Genomic DNA, 14,696 nt, shown 5'->3' on the forward strand with positions numbered 1-14,696 from the left:
GTGTCCTACAGATCATCAGAAATCTCCTAATTTCTAAATACCATAAATATTCGAAAACTTAGTTTACAGTGTAGTAAATCATAAAAGTGCGTCATTATGGAGCACTTTGTTACTTTCAAATACATTATTCCTTTCTTTTATAAATAGAAAAACAAACTTAACTCACTCATTTACAACAACAAAACATTCTACGGCTTATTCTTTTCATTAATAATGGTGCATCACATTAAAAGCATCAAAAATGGACAGAATAATTACAAAAGAAGAGAAACAAAAAGACCAAAAGAAGAAATATTTTAAAATTGGTATTGGGTTAATCCTTGGGTTAGGAATACTTTATTTAGTAAATAGTTATTTAACTAAAAAAATTGACCGAAAAGACATCTCTATTGGTATTGTTGAGAGAGGAAATGTGGCCTTGACTATTTCCGGAAGTGGAAAAATTGAGCCTACACTTCAAAAAGCAATTACATCTCCTTTTTCATCATTTATTGAAGCCACTCATAAAGGAATTGGTGATTACGTAAAAAGTGATGAAGCCCTTTTACAAATCAATGTTGCTGAAGCAGAAAATAAGCTTTCATCAATGAAAGATGAGGCGGAAATGAAACGTGTAGAAATCAATAAAGAAAAGCTAAGATTGAATAAAGAACTTTTCGATCTTAAAAAGGAAACGGAAATTAACAACCTTCAATTACGCAGCAGAGAAGAAGCACTGAAAAGTGAAACGAAGCTCCTGGAAATTGGTGGTTCTACTGAAGAAAAAGTAAAGCAAGCAAAAACGTTATTAGAAGTTGAAAAACTAAAGCAAGAGCAATTAAATCATAACCTTAAAATCAAAGAGCAAGGGATTCTTCAAGAAATTAAATCATTAGAATTGTCCTTATCTATCCAATTAAAGAGTATAAAAGAACAGGAAAGGAAATTAGAGAAAGCCAAAACAAAAACTGGAATGGACGGAGTCATCACCTTCATCAAAGATAAAGTGGGTGCTTCAATTACTGAAGGTGAAGTATTGGCAAGAGTGGCCAATATGGATCAGTTTAGAATCCGTGGAAAAGTATCTGAACAATATGTGGCTTCGCTTTCTATTGGAATGGATGTTTTGGCCAAAACTTCCAAATCCAATTACACTGGAAGTGTAACAAGTATCTCTCCTTCTTCTGACAATGGCATGATCACTGTTTTAGTACAGATTGATGAACAAGAAGGCCTAGATTTATTACGTCCTGACATGATTGTAGACCTTTCCATCATCAGAGAGCAACATGAAAATGTATTAAGAATTAGAAATCGTGGAGCATTCAAAGGTGTGAAGAATGAAAAAGTATTTATCATCAAAAATGGCAAGGCTGAAAAAGTAACGATCAACACTGGATTCAGAAATTCTGATTGGGTGGAATTAAAAAATGTTGTGCAAGAGGGTGACTCCATCATAATCTCCCCTACAGATAAGTTTATCAATTCACCGCAAATTGAATTAAAATAATTTTTGACAGATAAATGAATTTCAGAATGAAAAACCTATCATTATTGAGCCTTCTGCTTTTTATAACTTCCTCTTTATTTGGTCAAAAAGTATTGAGCCTTAAACAAGCTATCGACCTTGCTCAAGCCAATTCAAACTATGTAAAAATTGCTGGAAAAACATTAGAAATTGAAAGAGCAAACTTCAAATCTTTCCAGACCGATTTAAGACCACAAATGATGTTACAAGGCACTCCTACTTCTTATGGTAAAAACTACAATCCCATTACACAACCTGATGGAAGTGTGGTCTACCAAGCTGTGGAACAAAACAATATCAACATGCAATTGAATCTTACACAACAAATTGCAGCAACAGGTGGATCCGTTTTTGTTGGTAGTCAGATCAACCGTTTTGATGATTTCCAAAGTGATGTTCATCAATACCAAGCTCAACCTTTTTATGTGGGGTACAATCAACCTATTTTCCAATACAACCAATTGAAATGGCAAAAAAAGTTGGCTCCTCTACAACTTCAGGAAGCTGAAAAACAATTTATTGAGGACATGGAATGGATTGCGGTTCAGACTACACAGTTTTATTTTGATGCTTTAGTTTCACAATTGAATAGTGAAATTGCACTTCAAAATGTGGAAGACAATAAAAAGATTGTGAGAATCACGAAAGCAAAAAAAGAAATGGGCAGGGCGTCTGAAAGTGAGGTGTTACAAGTGGAATTAAATGTAATTTCAGCAGAACAAACTTTTGCTTCGGCCAACCTTAATTACAGAACAGCTATGAGGGCGTTGTTGAATTACTTGCAGGTAGATTCTTACAACGAAGTAGACATTCAATTATTGGTTCCTGCTAGTTTTAACCTTAGTCAAATTAATACCGATAAAGCATGGGAATTTGCCAAAAGAAATCGTAAGGATTTTATCAATTACCAGAGAAGAACGGTAGAGGGTGAAAGTCAAATTGCAAAAGCTAAACGAGATAACCGATTCCAAGCTAATGTCGAAGTCGCATTTGGTTTGAGTAATCAGTCCAACGATATCAGCCAGGCTTACAGTAATAATATTCAATCACAACAATTCAATGTTACATTGGCTGTACCGGTATTGGACTGGGGAAGAGCAAGAGCAAGAATCCACTCTGCCGTTACTAGTTACGAACTCACACAGGCTCAAATCGAACAAGATAAACTAGATTTTCATCGAGAAGTCATCAATGCCAGTGAGCAATTGGAAACGATGGCAGAACAAGTGAATTATATTCAAAAAGCCGATGAGGTAGCACAAAAGAAATACTCTATTGCTTTGCAACGCTATGAATTAGGAGATATCAATATTCGTGAATTGGTTTGGTCAACTGATGAAAAAGATCAGGCAAAAAATGCTTATATCAATACTTTGAAATCGTATTGGGTGAGTTATTATCAGTTGAGAACCGTTACGTTATATGATTTTGAAACGGAAGAGAACATTAGATATGTGATACAGTAATTTTAAGGATAATCTAAATCTGGATTATCCTTAAAATAGAAATTCAATTATTAGAAATACTTGATCCACTTCGAGGTACTTTCCCTTTTATACTCAGAAAACTTCTTTGCAGGTAAATATAAAATTAATGAAAGTGCAATGGTACATAACCAAATTTGCCAAAGGTGATCAAAGCCAAAGTATTCCCCTTGGTTTGTTCCGTAGATATTGACTAAGATTTTATAGGCAACTAATAGTACATAAAGGTGGAGTATATAGAAAAACATGGGGGCTGATCCATACGTCCTTAGAAACTCAGTAAAACGGTTTTCTACTTTTTCAAAAAGACATAATAAGAAACAGCCTACTCCAATCGTCAAAAGAATAAAATCCAATGAAGGAGGATACTTTTTGAAATTAAGAAATGACATCAAAGATTGTATAAAAGTATCTCGCACTTCCCAAGGTAAAGTCTCTCCATAGATATTAAAACCTCTTATTACCAACAGTAAACCTAAGCTACTGCAACCAATTTTTACTAAGGCTCTCAACCTAGCTTCAGCATTGAACTTCTCACCAAAAAGAGGCCCAGTACAATACCCCAACAGAATTACTCCTATCCAAGGCAAAACAGGGTAAGAAGCTTTTATAGCGATAAAATCATTTGGAAGAATAAATCCTCTCTGATATAAAACGGACCAAATAGTGTAACCTATCTGATCTTCATTGAGATGAATTGAAGTCAGTAAGTTGTGGCCAAAAACAATCAAAAAGCCTAACACTCCAACCCACTCATGCTTCAACTTACTCAAGAATGCAAGACTAATCATACTCACACCAATAGCCCAAATCACCTGTAAATAGAGCGTTTGATAATTCCCAAACCAAGAGAAATTAATCAATGTGATTTCAATTAGAATAAGAAACAAACCTCTTTTCCATAAAAAGCTACTTGCTGAACGTGGAGCCTTTCCTTTTGGGTGAGCATATAACCATGCCGATAAACCCGTTAAAAACACAAAGATTGGTGCACACAAATGAGCCAAAATCCTAGAAAAGAATAATCCAACGGATATATCATCTATATTAATAGGGTCTGATACGGGCATATGATAAAAGAATCTTTCTCTCACATGATCCAACAACATTATTAACATTACTAGACCTCTTAATATATCAATAGAAGATATTCTTTTTTTAGCAGTGGGATTCAATTGGTTTGTACTCATTTTATTTTTTAATTGCGACCTTATCGCATATTCATTACCTCAAAAATAATAAACACATTTCTTTTCGAGCATAAGACAGATATAATAATTTCTAATGAAAAATTCAGAGCCTCTCCCTCCAATCTCTTTTCTCAATAGCTCTAAAATTCTCCACATCTTTTATTTTCTTGAGGTACAAAGCTACTTTTTGAAGTTCATTATCGATTTCATGTCCAAAATAGGGTGCAGGGTAAATTGCATTTCCATAATTTTCTTCAGACTTTCTAAATGTATCATCAAGAATTAATATTCTTTCTAAAGAGTACCCTTTTCGTTTTACTTTTTTGAGTGGTTTCACAAAGTAATAATGACTTTTGGGATCTGTATCATAATAGCCATCTTCATCCATTTGTGGAACATATTTTCTTTTACATTTACTTCTTGCCCACACAAACTCTAATTGATTGTCTAAAACTTTCAATTGACTTACAATCTCATGCACATAATCATCTCCGGCAGAAGACCATACTGCCAATCTATAATCATTTTTGACCTCATTGATAAATTCTTCTAAAAATGGTCTAATGTACACAAAGTACTTGTCCATTGTAAAATGGGCAGGGTGTTCTAATTCTTCTTTCGTGGCAAAAATTAATGTTTCATCAATGTCTAAAATAAGGAGAGGCTTGGAGGTAGTTTGCATAAATAGTTTAATTCTTCTTATGATTCATATGATCTGAATGATAATATCAATTTAGCAGAATTAAAATCACAAACCAATAAAAGAAACCCAATTCACAAAGTGCTACAAAACGGAACACTTTGCAATTAATCGAATCATTCCTAATCTACTCAAAACACCTACAACACAACTCAAACATCTACTAATCAGTATCTTAATTATTTTTGAATACTTTTTTCATAAGTAATAGTGAACTTTGGTACAGTTCGTTTGAGTTTTCTACTCGTGTCAAATTAAAAACTAAAAGATTACCATCATGATCGAATTAAAAAATATCAGTAAAGTATTTAAAACAGATGCCGTTGAAACTTGGGCATTAGAGAATATATCATTGAAGATTGAGAAAGGTGAATTTATTTCTATCATGGGACCTTCAGGTTGTGGCAAGTCAACGCTCTTAAGTATTATGGGTTTATTGGATTTACCTTCTGATGGAACAATTGAGATTAATGGAAATAATCCATTACAACTATCGGATAAGAAACTGGCTAAATTTAGAAACGAACATTTAGGTTTTGTATTCCAATCGTTCCACTTGATCAACGATTTGAGTGTAAGAGAAAACGTAGCAATGCCTTTATTATATAGAAGTATCTCTTCTAAAGAAACAAAGAAAAGAGTGGAGGAAGCGTTAGAGCGTGTGGGATTATCACATCGTATGGATCACAAACCTACTCAACTTTCTGGTGGTCAACGTCAGAGAGTAGCAATCGCAAGAGCAATTGTTGGAAATCCTTCTCTCATTTTTGCTGATGAGCCTACAGGTAACTTAGACTCTGTAATGGGGGAAGAAGTAATGCAAATGTTGATGAAACTCAATAAAGAGGGAGCTACCATCGTGATGGTTACGCACGACGAGCAACAAGCTAAAATGACGGATAGAATTGTAAGAATTTTTGATGGCCGTCAAGTATCTGTTCAAGCTAAAAACAACTTTGAAACTGCATAATTATGGTAACGTATATAAAACTCGCTTGGTACTCTTTGAAGAAAAATCCCTTCTTCTCTTTTATCATCCTTTTTGGGATTAGCATGACCATTATGGTAATCATGTTTGTCGGATCTATTTTAGATACATCTTATGGAGCAAACGGTACTTACAAAGACATCGATAGAATATTAATCGCATCAAACTTAAAAGTTATTAGAAGTGGAGAAAACGGTTACTCCAACTCCTCTTTTTCTTACAATGCTTACAAGGATTACTTTTCGAAAATGAAAACCCCTGAAGTCAGCTCAGTCAGCGAAAGCCACTGGTTTGCCAATGTGTATTATAAAGAATTAGGAAAGAAAGTTTCAAGAGAAGATATCGATCACAACTTCACGAAGATATTCCCATTAGAATTTGTAAAAGGTCGTGCATTTACTTTAGAAGATTTAGAGCAAAGAAAACAAGTAGCCATTATTACTGATCAGCTTGCTGATGAATTATTTGGGGATGAAGAGCCTTTAGGAAAGAAAATCAAGACTAAGTCAAGATACTATGAAGTGGTTGGTGTGGTTAAAAAAGAAAATAAATTAAGGAGAAGAGTGTTTGCTGATATTTACACGCCTTATAACATTCATCAAAAACCTGATCAAGAATGGCACGTGTTCTTAGGTTCAAGTGTATTCTATATGAAATTTAAAAATCAGGAAGACCTGGTTAGAGGACAGAATGAGTTCCAAGAAATAGTAGCCTCACTCCCAATCGATGCTTCAAAAAATGAAGTGAAAAATGAAGCTAAAGCTTTAACGGAGAAGGCATTATTATTTTGGAATATGCTTGATGTAGATGATGAGAGAATGTTTGGAGTTTACCTAAGTCTCATTGCTTTCATATGTATGTTTATTCCAGCCCTTAGTTTGATTAATCTAAATATCACTCGTATCTCAGAAAGAACCTCAGAAATGGGGATTAGAAAAGCATTTGGAGCTTCCTCTTCTGATCTATTAAAACAGCTATTAGTAGAAAATGTATTTACAACGCTCATTGGTGGAGTGATTGGAATGATCATGACGTTCGGAGTTGTAGCCTTATTCAATCATTACAGTTGGATGGGTGAGGATGAAAGGCTTGAAATTCACTTCATTTTATTAGGGTATGGATTTACCTGTACATTATTCTTCAGTATCCTATCGGGTTTCTACCCTGCCCTCAAAATTTCCAATTTCGGTATTATTTCTTCACTTAAAAACGACAAGCAATAATGATAAAGCATTCACTTCAGATCCTTTGGACAAGAAAAAAGAAAAACGCACTAATGGTAGTTGAGATTGCTTTTTCTTTCATCATCTTATTTTTACTTTTCTCACTTCTTTACAATAAGTTTCAAAACTATGCTCATCCAGTAGGTTTTAAAACTGAAAATGTGATGATTGTGAAACTAGACTTAAGTCAACTACCCGAAGAAAATACTTCTAAAGAGGGACAACATGCTCTTTATGATGCCGTAAAGCAGGTTATTGCTCAAAATACAGAAGTAAAAGAAATTGCAGAGATGGATTATGCACACCCCTACTCGGGCAGTACCAATTCAACTCGATGGAAATTAGACGATGGGGTGACTTTCTGGCCTATTGAACAAAACCTTAGACCAAGTGCTGTGAAGTTTATGGACTTCAATTATATAAAAGGTGGACCTTTTACTTTTGAAGATGCTCAACACGATTATGAACCCGTTATTGTTACCAATTACTTCTATGAAAAACTTAAGCCTTATCTCAATGAAGAGGACATGTTGATTAGTGAGGAAGTAAAAATTAAAATCTTTGGAGTCATCGATTATTATAACCGAAGTAGTGACTTTGAGGATCAAGAGGATCTTGCTATTAGATGTTTTGATCATTATGATTGGTTCAAAGACGGTCACCAAAGCAATATTTTTGTAAAAACTAAAAATGATCCTAGAAAGATTGAAGCTAGTATTGTTAATTCATTAGAAAGGTTAAACCCTGATTTAAAAATAGGAATTGACTATTTTGAAGATCTTCAAGCAGAAAAAAATCAATGGGAAATTTTACCTCTTTTCTTGATATCCTTTGTTGCCTTTTTCTTAGTGATTAATATCGCTTTAGGATTATACGGTGTACTTTGGTACAACATCACAAAAAGAAAAAGTGAAATCGGAATCCGCAGAGCGATGGGTGCATCTAAACAAGACATCTTCTTACAGATGTTTAGCGAAGTGATATTATTATTTATCATTGGAGTAATCCTTGGAGGAGTTTTCGCTATTCAATTCCCAATACTAGGTGCATTTAACTATAGTAATACAGAATATTTTATGGGAGCTTTATTATCTTTAGGTTTCGTACTACTCATTACGGTTGCTTGTGGGTACTATCCAAGTAAACTAGCCACGAAAGTAACGCCGAATGAGGCATTACATGAACTCTAAAAACAAACTCCAATTATGAATCATTTATCGAACTTCAATTTATTCTTCATTTTATTAATCCTAAATATTGGTTGTTCTACCTCTAAAAAACAAACGACCAATGAGAAACTAGTGATTCACACTAAATCCGGCCAACTTACCGCTTTTATCAACGAAGGTGTTGATAGTCATTTTAACTGGCTGAAAGTAGATACACTAGCAAAAGAAGTTGATTGGGTATTGAATTGCTATGCTCAATCGGAAAAACTTAAAATTAAGTCCGATACTGATTCTGTTGAGTATGATTTAGTGCAAAACACTAATCAGATAATTGAGGTGGTTTTTGAAACCGACTCTATAGTGAGGTTAAATATTCAGGCGAAACCTTTTACGTTTAAAAAGATCGAATATGATCAGAAAAACGGATTGGGATATGAAATCAAATACCAAAGTAAGCCAAATGAATACCTAAAGCAGTTGGCTCAAAAGTATCCTCTAGATTTTCTTGACCACTCTAAATCAGATACTGAAGTTGTATTAGAAGTCTTAAACTGGGTGGCAACAAGATGGAATCATAATGGAAATAATTCTCCATCAAAAAATGATGCGATTACTATCTTGGATGAAGCTAATGAAGGGAAACAATTTCCATGTTTTGCTTATGCCATTGTACTCAAAGATCAATTACAAACTTTAGGATATACAGCTAGAACAGTTTATTTAAAAACGAACGATGCTGCTACAAGTAAGAATGCTTGTGGACATGTAATCACTGAAGTTTATCTTAATGATTTACAAAAATGGGTTTTCCTCGATGGACAAATGAATACTATGCCTATGCTAAACGGTATTCCATTAAATTCTGTTGAATTTCAAAATGCACTAACACATCATTACGATGAAGTAGAATTAAAAACACTTCACCCTGAATCTAGATATAAGAATATTTATAATGATTTCATCTATAATTATCTGTATCATTTAGATATCAGTCTAGATCAGTGCTATAATAAAAGTCAAACCTATAAAATTAATGGGATGAGGAGCTTGATGTTGCTTCCTTTAGGTGCTGAAGAATTAAAACGAGTTCCGTTTTATAATTCAAATATCGATTACTGTTTATATACAAATTCTCTGGAAGATTTTTACGCAAAGCCAAACTTTCAGAATAAGGACTTATAGTTTACAAAGTATCAGTTTTTGAATTTACTGAAACTCTCCAATCACCTCAAGATAAATTACATAGCACTTAATCCTTTTATATTTCAATCAATAATTCCAGTGTCAAATATATTGGGAGTAGTATCTCCTATACCTTAAATGTTAAAACTTATGAGAACTAAATTAATTTTAATCATCGCATTTACAGCACTTACTTCATGTGCTACCACAGCTTCTCTTATATCAGGAGCGAATTATAGAAACGTCAAATTAAATCAAACTGATGAGAACATCGATATGAAATTTAAATCCTTTTCAGGGAAAGACAATTTCAAAATCAACTGCAGTGAGAGTTCAACAGCATTAATGCTAAAGTCTTCCCATTCAAAAGGAGAATTTAATATTGTCATCAAAAATGAAAAGGGTCAGGTGATCGGACAAACCGATAATTCCGAATTTGTTGAACAAAAAATTAATCTGGATGGAACAAAAAGAGTAGCAATAGAAATCCAAGGCAAGGAAAGCAGTGGTGACCTCAACTGTTCTTGTATTTAATTCAGCAAAATTAGTGTTGGTGAGGGAAAAGCACTTCCTTTTAAAACAAGAATTTCATGATAATCTAATTTTATTAACCTACCATTATTTTCTTATGCTTCATTAGTACAATGATGAGCAAATTGATAATAAAATTAAAAAACGATAAATCACATTCTTAATATAGTATAAAACAAAGATCTACTTTATCTTTAAAGATTAACAAATTTTCAAGATGACCAATTCCTATATACTAATTATTGACGACGACGAAGCTGTTCGTAAATCCATCGGTTTGTTCCTTAAAATGAATGGATTCAAACCTATTCTTGCACCCCATCCCAAAGAAGCTTATCCTCTGCTTTCTGAGTTCAAATTTTCATGTGTTCTATTGGATATGAACTTCAAAGTGGAGACCACAGGTGATGAAGGCCTTACTGCTTTAAAAAAGATAAAGAAGACCAACCCGAGCCTTCCCGTTATCTTATTTACAGGATGGGGAAGTATGCAATTGGCTATCGAAGGAATGAAATTGGGGGCATCTGACTTTATAAATAAACCGTGGGATAATGACAACTTATTAAAGTGCATCAAGGATGCCATTGCGGTAGAAAAAAATAAAGCAAAAGCTCAACCTACAGAGAAAACTTCTAGTAGGAAGAAAATCGAAAGTCAATACAATATTTCTAATATTATTGGGCAAGATCCTAAGTTACTGCAAGTACTGGAGACAGTTGGCAGGGTAGCCAAAACCAATGCTCCTATTTTGATTATGGGAGAAAGCGGTACAGGTAAGGAACTGATTGCGGAAGCGGTACATAATAATAGTCCTAGGAACGAAAATGAATTTGTGAAGGTCAATCTTGGTGGTATTTCTCAGTCTCTGTTTGAATCTGAAATGTTTGGTCATAAAAAAGGGTCCTTTACTGGAGCTTATACAGATCGTGAAGGACGTTTTGCTGTTGCTGATCAAGGGAGTATTTTTCTGGATGAAATGGGTGAATTGGATCTTTCTTCTCAGGTGAAACTATTGAGAGTTTTGCAGGAGAGAAAGTTTGAACCTTTAGGGTCTTCTAAAACACAAACAGCAGATTTCAGAGTAATATCGGCAACCAATAAGACTTTACCAGAATTAGTAAAAGAAGGAAAATTCAGAGAAGATCTTTTCTTTAGAATTAATTTGATTACAGTTGTACTTCCTCCTTTGAGAGAACGTAAGGGAGATATTCCTTTATTGGCTGAACATTTCTTGGTTCAATTGGAAACTTCTTATGGTATCACAGGAAAAGCATTTGCTCCTGACACTTTGAAATGGTTACAGAAACAACCGCTGAAAGGAAATATCAGAGAATTGAAAAACTGGGTGGAAAGTTCTGTTTTGATGAGTACAAGTGATGTACTCCAAATCAGTGATTTTGAAAACAACCCCACTAATATTCATGCATTTCAAAATGACGAAATCAAAGAAGAGATCGTACCTAATGGAATGACACTTGAGGAAATGGAAATTTTGATGATCAAAAATGCTTTGGAAGATAACCGTTATAAAATTGCTCCTTCCGCCAAGCAATTGGGAATCTCAAGAAATGCACTTTATAGAAAAATAGAAAAATACGAAATTACGGATGCTCAAGATTGAATATAGCTTACTATCGTTACTTATCGTTGGAACACTTTTAGGCGTTACTTATACAAACAGACTAGAGAGTCCTTTACTTTTTTTGACTGCTGAAGTGGTATCAGTCATTGTGGTATTATGGCTGATCAGACTCTATTTATTTGTGAGCAAACCCCTCAAAGAGCTAAATAATGCCTTAAGGTTACTGACCAACAACGATTTTCAATCAAGGTTACTCCCTACTCCTCACCCCATTGTCAATAAATTAGTGACAGTGTTTAACAAGATGATTGATAGAATACATCAAGAGAGAGTAGAACAAAGAGAGCAAAGTTATTTCTTGGAGCATTTAATTAAAGCTACTCCACATGGCATTATAATTTTAGACTACGATCAAAAAATCATTAAGTCTAACCCTACTGCTATCAATATGCTGGAAATGGATTTTGATACTCTTCTACTTAAAGGATTAGATGAATTGGACTCTCCTCTTTTAAATGTCATTCATAAATTACCACTTGAAGTAGCAGAGGACATTCAATTTTCAGGTGGAAGAAAATTCAGGTGCCATAAATCATCATTTATCTTCCAAGGCTTCCAACAGCAGTTTATCATTATTCAAGATCTTTATCTAGAAGATATAAAAAAGGAAAAGCAAGCCTACAGTAAAGTAATCCGTATGATGAGTCATGAAGTCAATAATTCAGTAGGTGCTATCAATTCTTTTGTAGATACTTTGAAAATGTTCGCCCCAACTGATGAAGAAATCAAGGAAGACTATATGGATGCTTTAAGCATTATCAAAGATAGAAATGAGGCTATGGCATTATTTATGAAAAATTTTGCTTCAGTTGTAAAAGTGCCGGAACCGGATTTTGAATCGATTGATCTAGGTAAACTTATGACCTACCTCACAGATATTTATAAAGCAGATTTTAAGAAGCATCAAATTGAATTTGAATTAAATATTCCAACCAATACTTTCGTCTCTGCAGACAAGAGTTTACTGGAACAGCTTTTTATCAATATCATCAAAAACGCCAAAGAAGCACTATTGGAAACGGAAGACCAAAGAAAGATAAAGATCGACTTCAACGTAAAAGATAAAGAACTGGAAATATGGAACTCCGGTCCTTCTATACCAAAAGAAGTTGAAGAAAAACTATTTACTCCATTTTATAGCAGTAAGCCTACCGGTCAAGGTATTGGGTTAATGCTTTGCAGAGACATTTTGGTAAAACACCAATGGGATTTTGGACTATTCAGTGATGAAAGAGGTGGTGCTACTTTTGTAATAAAACAATTAAAATAGTCTCAAAACGTCTAAAAACATACGCTTAGGAATATTCTAATATCATTTATTCATTTTTTTAATAAAACTCTCTAAACCTACGTAAGTATCACTTTACCAACATAATAGTGCATTATACAAGATTGTAGATTTGATATAAGGTTATTTTTGATTAGCTTTTTGATACATTACATGCTCGAAACACTCCAATTCACATCTATAACCCGAAAAACTATATGCACGATATTGATCAGATAACGAATTTAAAATCAGAACTTACCCACGTTCAAAATCAGCTAAAACAAAAAGAAATAATCATTGATAGTATTCTTGAAGGTACAATGGCTGGATTTTGGGATTGGTACATTCAGGATAATTATGAGTACCTGAGCCCCACCTTCAAAAAAATGTTTGGGTATGAGGACCATGAAATGGAGAATTCTCCCGAGTCTTGGATGAAAATCATGCATCCAGACGACCTGAATATGGTAAAGGAAAATTTTGATCATTATATCAAAGGCAGAGGACAGGAACCCTACATCACTGAAGTACGCTTTTTTCATAAAAACGGTTCAATTATATGGGTGCAATGTGAGGGAAAAGTGATTGAATGGGATGAAGACTGGAATCCAATCCGGATGGTGGGTTATCATATTGACATTACCAAAAGAAAAAAAATAGAAAAAGAGAGAAAGTATACGGCACAGCTGGAAAAGAAAAATCAAGAGCTGGAGAAATTTGCCTATGTGGCCTCTCATGACCTCCAAGAACCCATTAACAGCATTAAGAGTTTCGCGGATTTATTGAGTGATGATCGAGCAAATCAACTTTCTGAAACCTCCAAGCAAATGTTAGGTTTTATTTCCGAATCGGCTGACCGAATGGGAAAACTGATTTTAGGGCTCCTAGAACATTCTAACATTGGGCTGGACAGAAAAATAGAAACTGTGGATTGCAACCATCTTATTCAAGATGTACTACAGGATCTTGATAAAATAATTCACGATACGGGTGCGACTTTCAAAATTGACACTTTGCCCAAACACCTTAAGGGGAATGAAACAGAGTTGAGAATTTTGTTTCAGAACATTATCAGCAATGGTGTCAAATTTCACGTTAAAGGACATCCGCCTCGTATCACCATCACTTGTAATCTACAACCACAGCACTACCTCTTTGAAATAACAGATAACGGAATTGGTATTGAAAAGAAGAACTACGAAAAAATATTTGACATTTTCACAAAACTCAACATTTACAGTAAATACGAAGGAACCGGAATTGGTCTAGCACATTGCAAAAAAATAATGGATTTGCATCAAGGCAAAATATGGCTGGACTCCACTCAAGGAGAAGGAACAACTTTTTACTTAAAACTACCCAAATGATGAAAGATCTAAAAAAAGTAATGCTTATTGATGACGAAGAAATGTCTATTTTCATCAATAAATTGATATTAAATAAAATGGAAGACATCAATAAAGACATTATTGTTTTTAATGAAGCCAAAAGTGCCCTCTTCTATTTGATGAATATAGACAATGAAGAAAATATTCCCGATTTAATTTTACTCGACATTAATATGCCAGATATGAACGGTTGGGAATTTACAGAGATTTACGAGGCGATTCAATTTAAATTCAAGCAACCTCAATTGGCAATTTTAACAACCTCATTGAACCCCAAAGACAAACAGAAAGCAGAAAACCTTACTGTAGTTGACTTTTTTGTCAACAAACCTTTGAGCAAAGAAAAAGTCAATTCACTACTCAATGTGGTAAGATCTTAAGCTGAATTACAATTATCTCTCTGCAAATCATAAAGTTTGTAT

13 protein-coding genes are annotated in these 14,696 nt (G+C 34.0%); 11 read left to right on the plus strand and 2 right to left on the minus strand.

The window, feature by feature from the left end:
* The first annotated feature begins 241 nt into the window (after window positions 1-241).
* Window positions 242-1,489, plus strand: a complete 1,248-nt coding sequence (locus tag AVL50_RS02895) for an efflux RND transporter periplasmic adaptor subunit (protein ID WP_062614969.1) — start codon at window positions 242-244, stop codon at window positions 1,487-1,489.
* Window positions 1,490-1,515: 26 nt separating this feature from the next.
* Window positions 1,516-2,973: a TolC family protein gene (locus AVL50_RS02900; protein ID WP_172826749.1), complete on the plus strand. Its 1,458-nt coding sequence runs from the start codon at window positions 1,516-1,518 to the stop codon at window positions 2,971-2,973.
* Window positions 2,974-3,023: 50 nt separating this feature from the next.
* Here AVL50_RS02900 and AVL50_RS02905 read toward each other — a convergent pair whose 3' ends face one another.
* Both AVL50_RS02905 and AVL50_RS02910 read right to left on the minus strand, forming a co-directional pair.
* On the minus strand, window positions 3,024-4,181 hold the full coding sequence (locus AVL50_RS02905; protein ID WP_062614971.1) for a DUF1624 domain-containing protein: 1,158 nt from the start codon (window positions 4,179-4,181) through the stop codon (window positions 3,024-3,026).
* Between the two features lie 103 nt (window positions 4,182-4,284).
* Window positions 4,285-4,863, minus strand: coding sequence for an HAD family hydrolase (locus AVL50_RS02910; protein ID WP_062614972.1), 579 nt, complete (start codon window positions 4,861-4,863; stop codon window positions 4,285-4,287).
* A 295-nt stretch (window positions 4,864-5,158) separates the two neighbouring features.
* Between AVL50_RS02910 and AVL50_RS02915 the strand changes: the two genes are divergently transcribed.
* From AVL50_RS02915 to AVL50_RS02955, 9 genes are all read left to right on the plus strand, one after another.
* A complete protein-coding gene (locus AVL50_RS02915) occupies window positions 5,159-5,851 on the plus strand; it encodes an ABC transporter ATP-binding protein (protein ID WP_062614973.1) in 693 nt (230 codons plus the stop codon).
* Between the two features lie 2 nt (window positions 5,852-5,853).
* The gene (locus AVL50_RS02920) at window positions 5,854-7,092 is read left to right on the plus strand and encodes an ABC transporter permease (protein ID WP_082795629.1); all 1,239 of its coding nucleotides are present in this window, start codon (window positions 5,854-5,856) and stop codon (window positions 7,090-7,092) included.
* Window positions 7,092-8,282: an ABC transporter permease gene (locus AVL50_RS02925; protein WP_062614975.1), complete on the plus strand. Its 1,191-nt coding sequence runs from the start codon at window positions 7,092-7,094 to the stop codon at window positions 8,280-8,282. The genes AVL50_RS02920 and AVL50_RS02925 overlap by 1 nt, the downstream gene beginning before the upstream one ends.
* Before the next feature lie 15 nt (window positions 8,283-8,297).
* Window positions 8,298-9,443 (plus strand): transglutaminase domain-containing protein, encoded by a 1,146-nt coding sequence (locus AVL50_RS02930; RefSeq protein ID WP_062614976.1) that lies wholly within the window; start codon window positions 8,298-8,300, stop codon window positions 9,441-9,443.
* A gap of 150 nt (window positions 9,444-9,593) precedes the next feature.
* Window positions 9,594-9,977 (plus strand): hypothetical protein, encoded by a 384-nt coding sequence (locus tag AVL50_RS02935; RefSeq protein WP_157491118.1) that lies wholly within the window; start codon window positions 9,594-9,596, stop codon window positions 9,975-9,977.
* A 214-nt stretch (window positions 9,978-10,191) separates the two neighbouring features.
* Window positions 10,192-11,595, plus strand: a complete 1,404-nt coding sequence (locus tag AVL50_RS02940) for a sigma-54 dependent transcriptional regulator (RefSeq protein WP_062614978.1) — start codon at window positions 10,192-10,194, stop codon at window positions 11,593-11,595.
* The gene (locus AVL50_RS02945; RefSeq protein WP_062614979.1) at window positions 11,582-12,886 is read left to right on the plus strand and encodes a PAS domain-containing sensor histidine kinase; all 1,305 of its coding nucleotides are present in this window, start codon (window positions 11,582-11,584) and stop codon (window positions 12,884-12,886) included. The genes AVL50_RS02940 and AVL50_RS02945 overlap by 14 nt, the downstream gene beginning before the upstream one ends.
* 215 nt (window positions 12,887-13,101) lie before the next feature.
* Window positions 13,102-14,253 (plus strand): PAS domain-containing protein, encoded by a 1,152-nt coding sequence (locus AVL50_RS02950; protein WP_062614980.1) that lies wholly within the window; start codon window positions 13,102-13,104, stop codon window positions 14,251-14,253.
* Window positions 14,250-14,654: a response regulator gene (locus AVL50_RS02955; protein WP_062614981.1), complete on the plus strand. Its 405-nt coding sequence runs from the start codon at window positions 14,250-14,252 to the stop codon at window positions 14,652-14,654. The genes AVL50_RS02950 and AVL50_RS02955 overlap by 4 nt, the downstream gene beginning before the upstream one ends.
* Window positions 14,655-14,696 lie beyond the last annotated feature (42 nt).

The organism is Flammeovirga sp. SJP92 (assembly GCF_001583495.1).
Taxonomy (GTDB): Bacteria; Bacteroidota; Bacteroidia; order Cytophagales; family Flammeovirgaceae; genus Flammeovirga.

Coding starts and splice junctions, on each gene's coding strand:
- AVL50_RS02895 (WP_062614969.1), top strand. CDS start 242: ATGGACAGAATAATTACAAAAGAAGAGAAACAAAAAGACCAAAAGAAG.
- AVL50_RS02900 (WP_172826749.1), top strand. CDS start 1,516: ATGAAAAACCTATCATTATTGAGCCTTCTGCTTTTTATAACTTCCTCT.
- AVL50_RS02905 (WP_062614971.1), bottom strand. CDS start 4,181: ATGAGTACAAACCAATTGAATCCCACTGCTAAAAAAAGAATATCTTCT.
- AVL50_RS02910 (WP_062614972.1), bottom strand. CDS start 4,863: ATGCAAACTACCTCCAAGCCTCTCCTTATTTTAGACATTGATGAAACA.
- AVL50_RS02915 (WP_062614973.1), top strand. CDS start 5,159: ATGATCGAATTAAAAAATATCAGTAAAGTATTTAAAACAGATGCCGTT.
- AVL50_RS02920 (WP_082795629.1), top strand. CDS start 5,854: ATGGTAACGTATATAAAACTCGCTTGGTACTCTTTGAAGAAAAATCCC.
- AVL50_RS02925 (WP_062614975.1), top strand. CDS start 7,092: ATGATAAAGCATTCACTTCAGATCCTTTGGACAAGAAAAAAGAAAAAC.
- AVL50_RS02930 (WP_062614976.1), top strand. CDS start 8,298: ATGAATCATTTATCGAACTTCAATTTATTCTTCATTTTATTAATCCTA.
- AVL50_RS02935 (WP_157491118.1), top strand. CDS start 9,594: ATGAGAACTAAATTAATTTTAATCATCGCATTTACAGCACTTACTTCA.
- AVL50_RS02940 (WP_062614978.1), top strand. CDS start 10,192: ATGACCAATTCCTATATACTAATTATTGACGACGACGAAGCTGTTCGT.
- AVL50_RS02945 (WP_062614979.1), top strand. CDS start 11,582: ATGCTCAAGATTGAATATAGCTTACTATCGTTACTTATCGTTGGAACA.
- AVL50_RS02950 (WP_062614980.1), top strand. CDS start 13,102: ATGCACGATATTGATCAGATAACGAATTTAAAATCAGAACTTACCCAC.
- AVL50_RS02955 (WP_062614981.1), top strand. CDS start 14,250: ATGATGAAAGATCTAAAAAAAGTAATGCTTATTGATGACGAAGAAATG.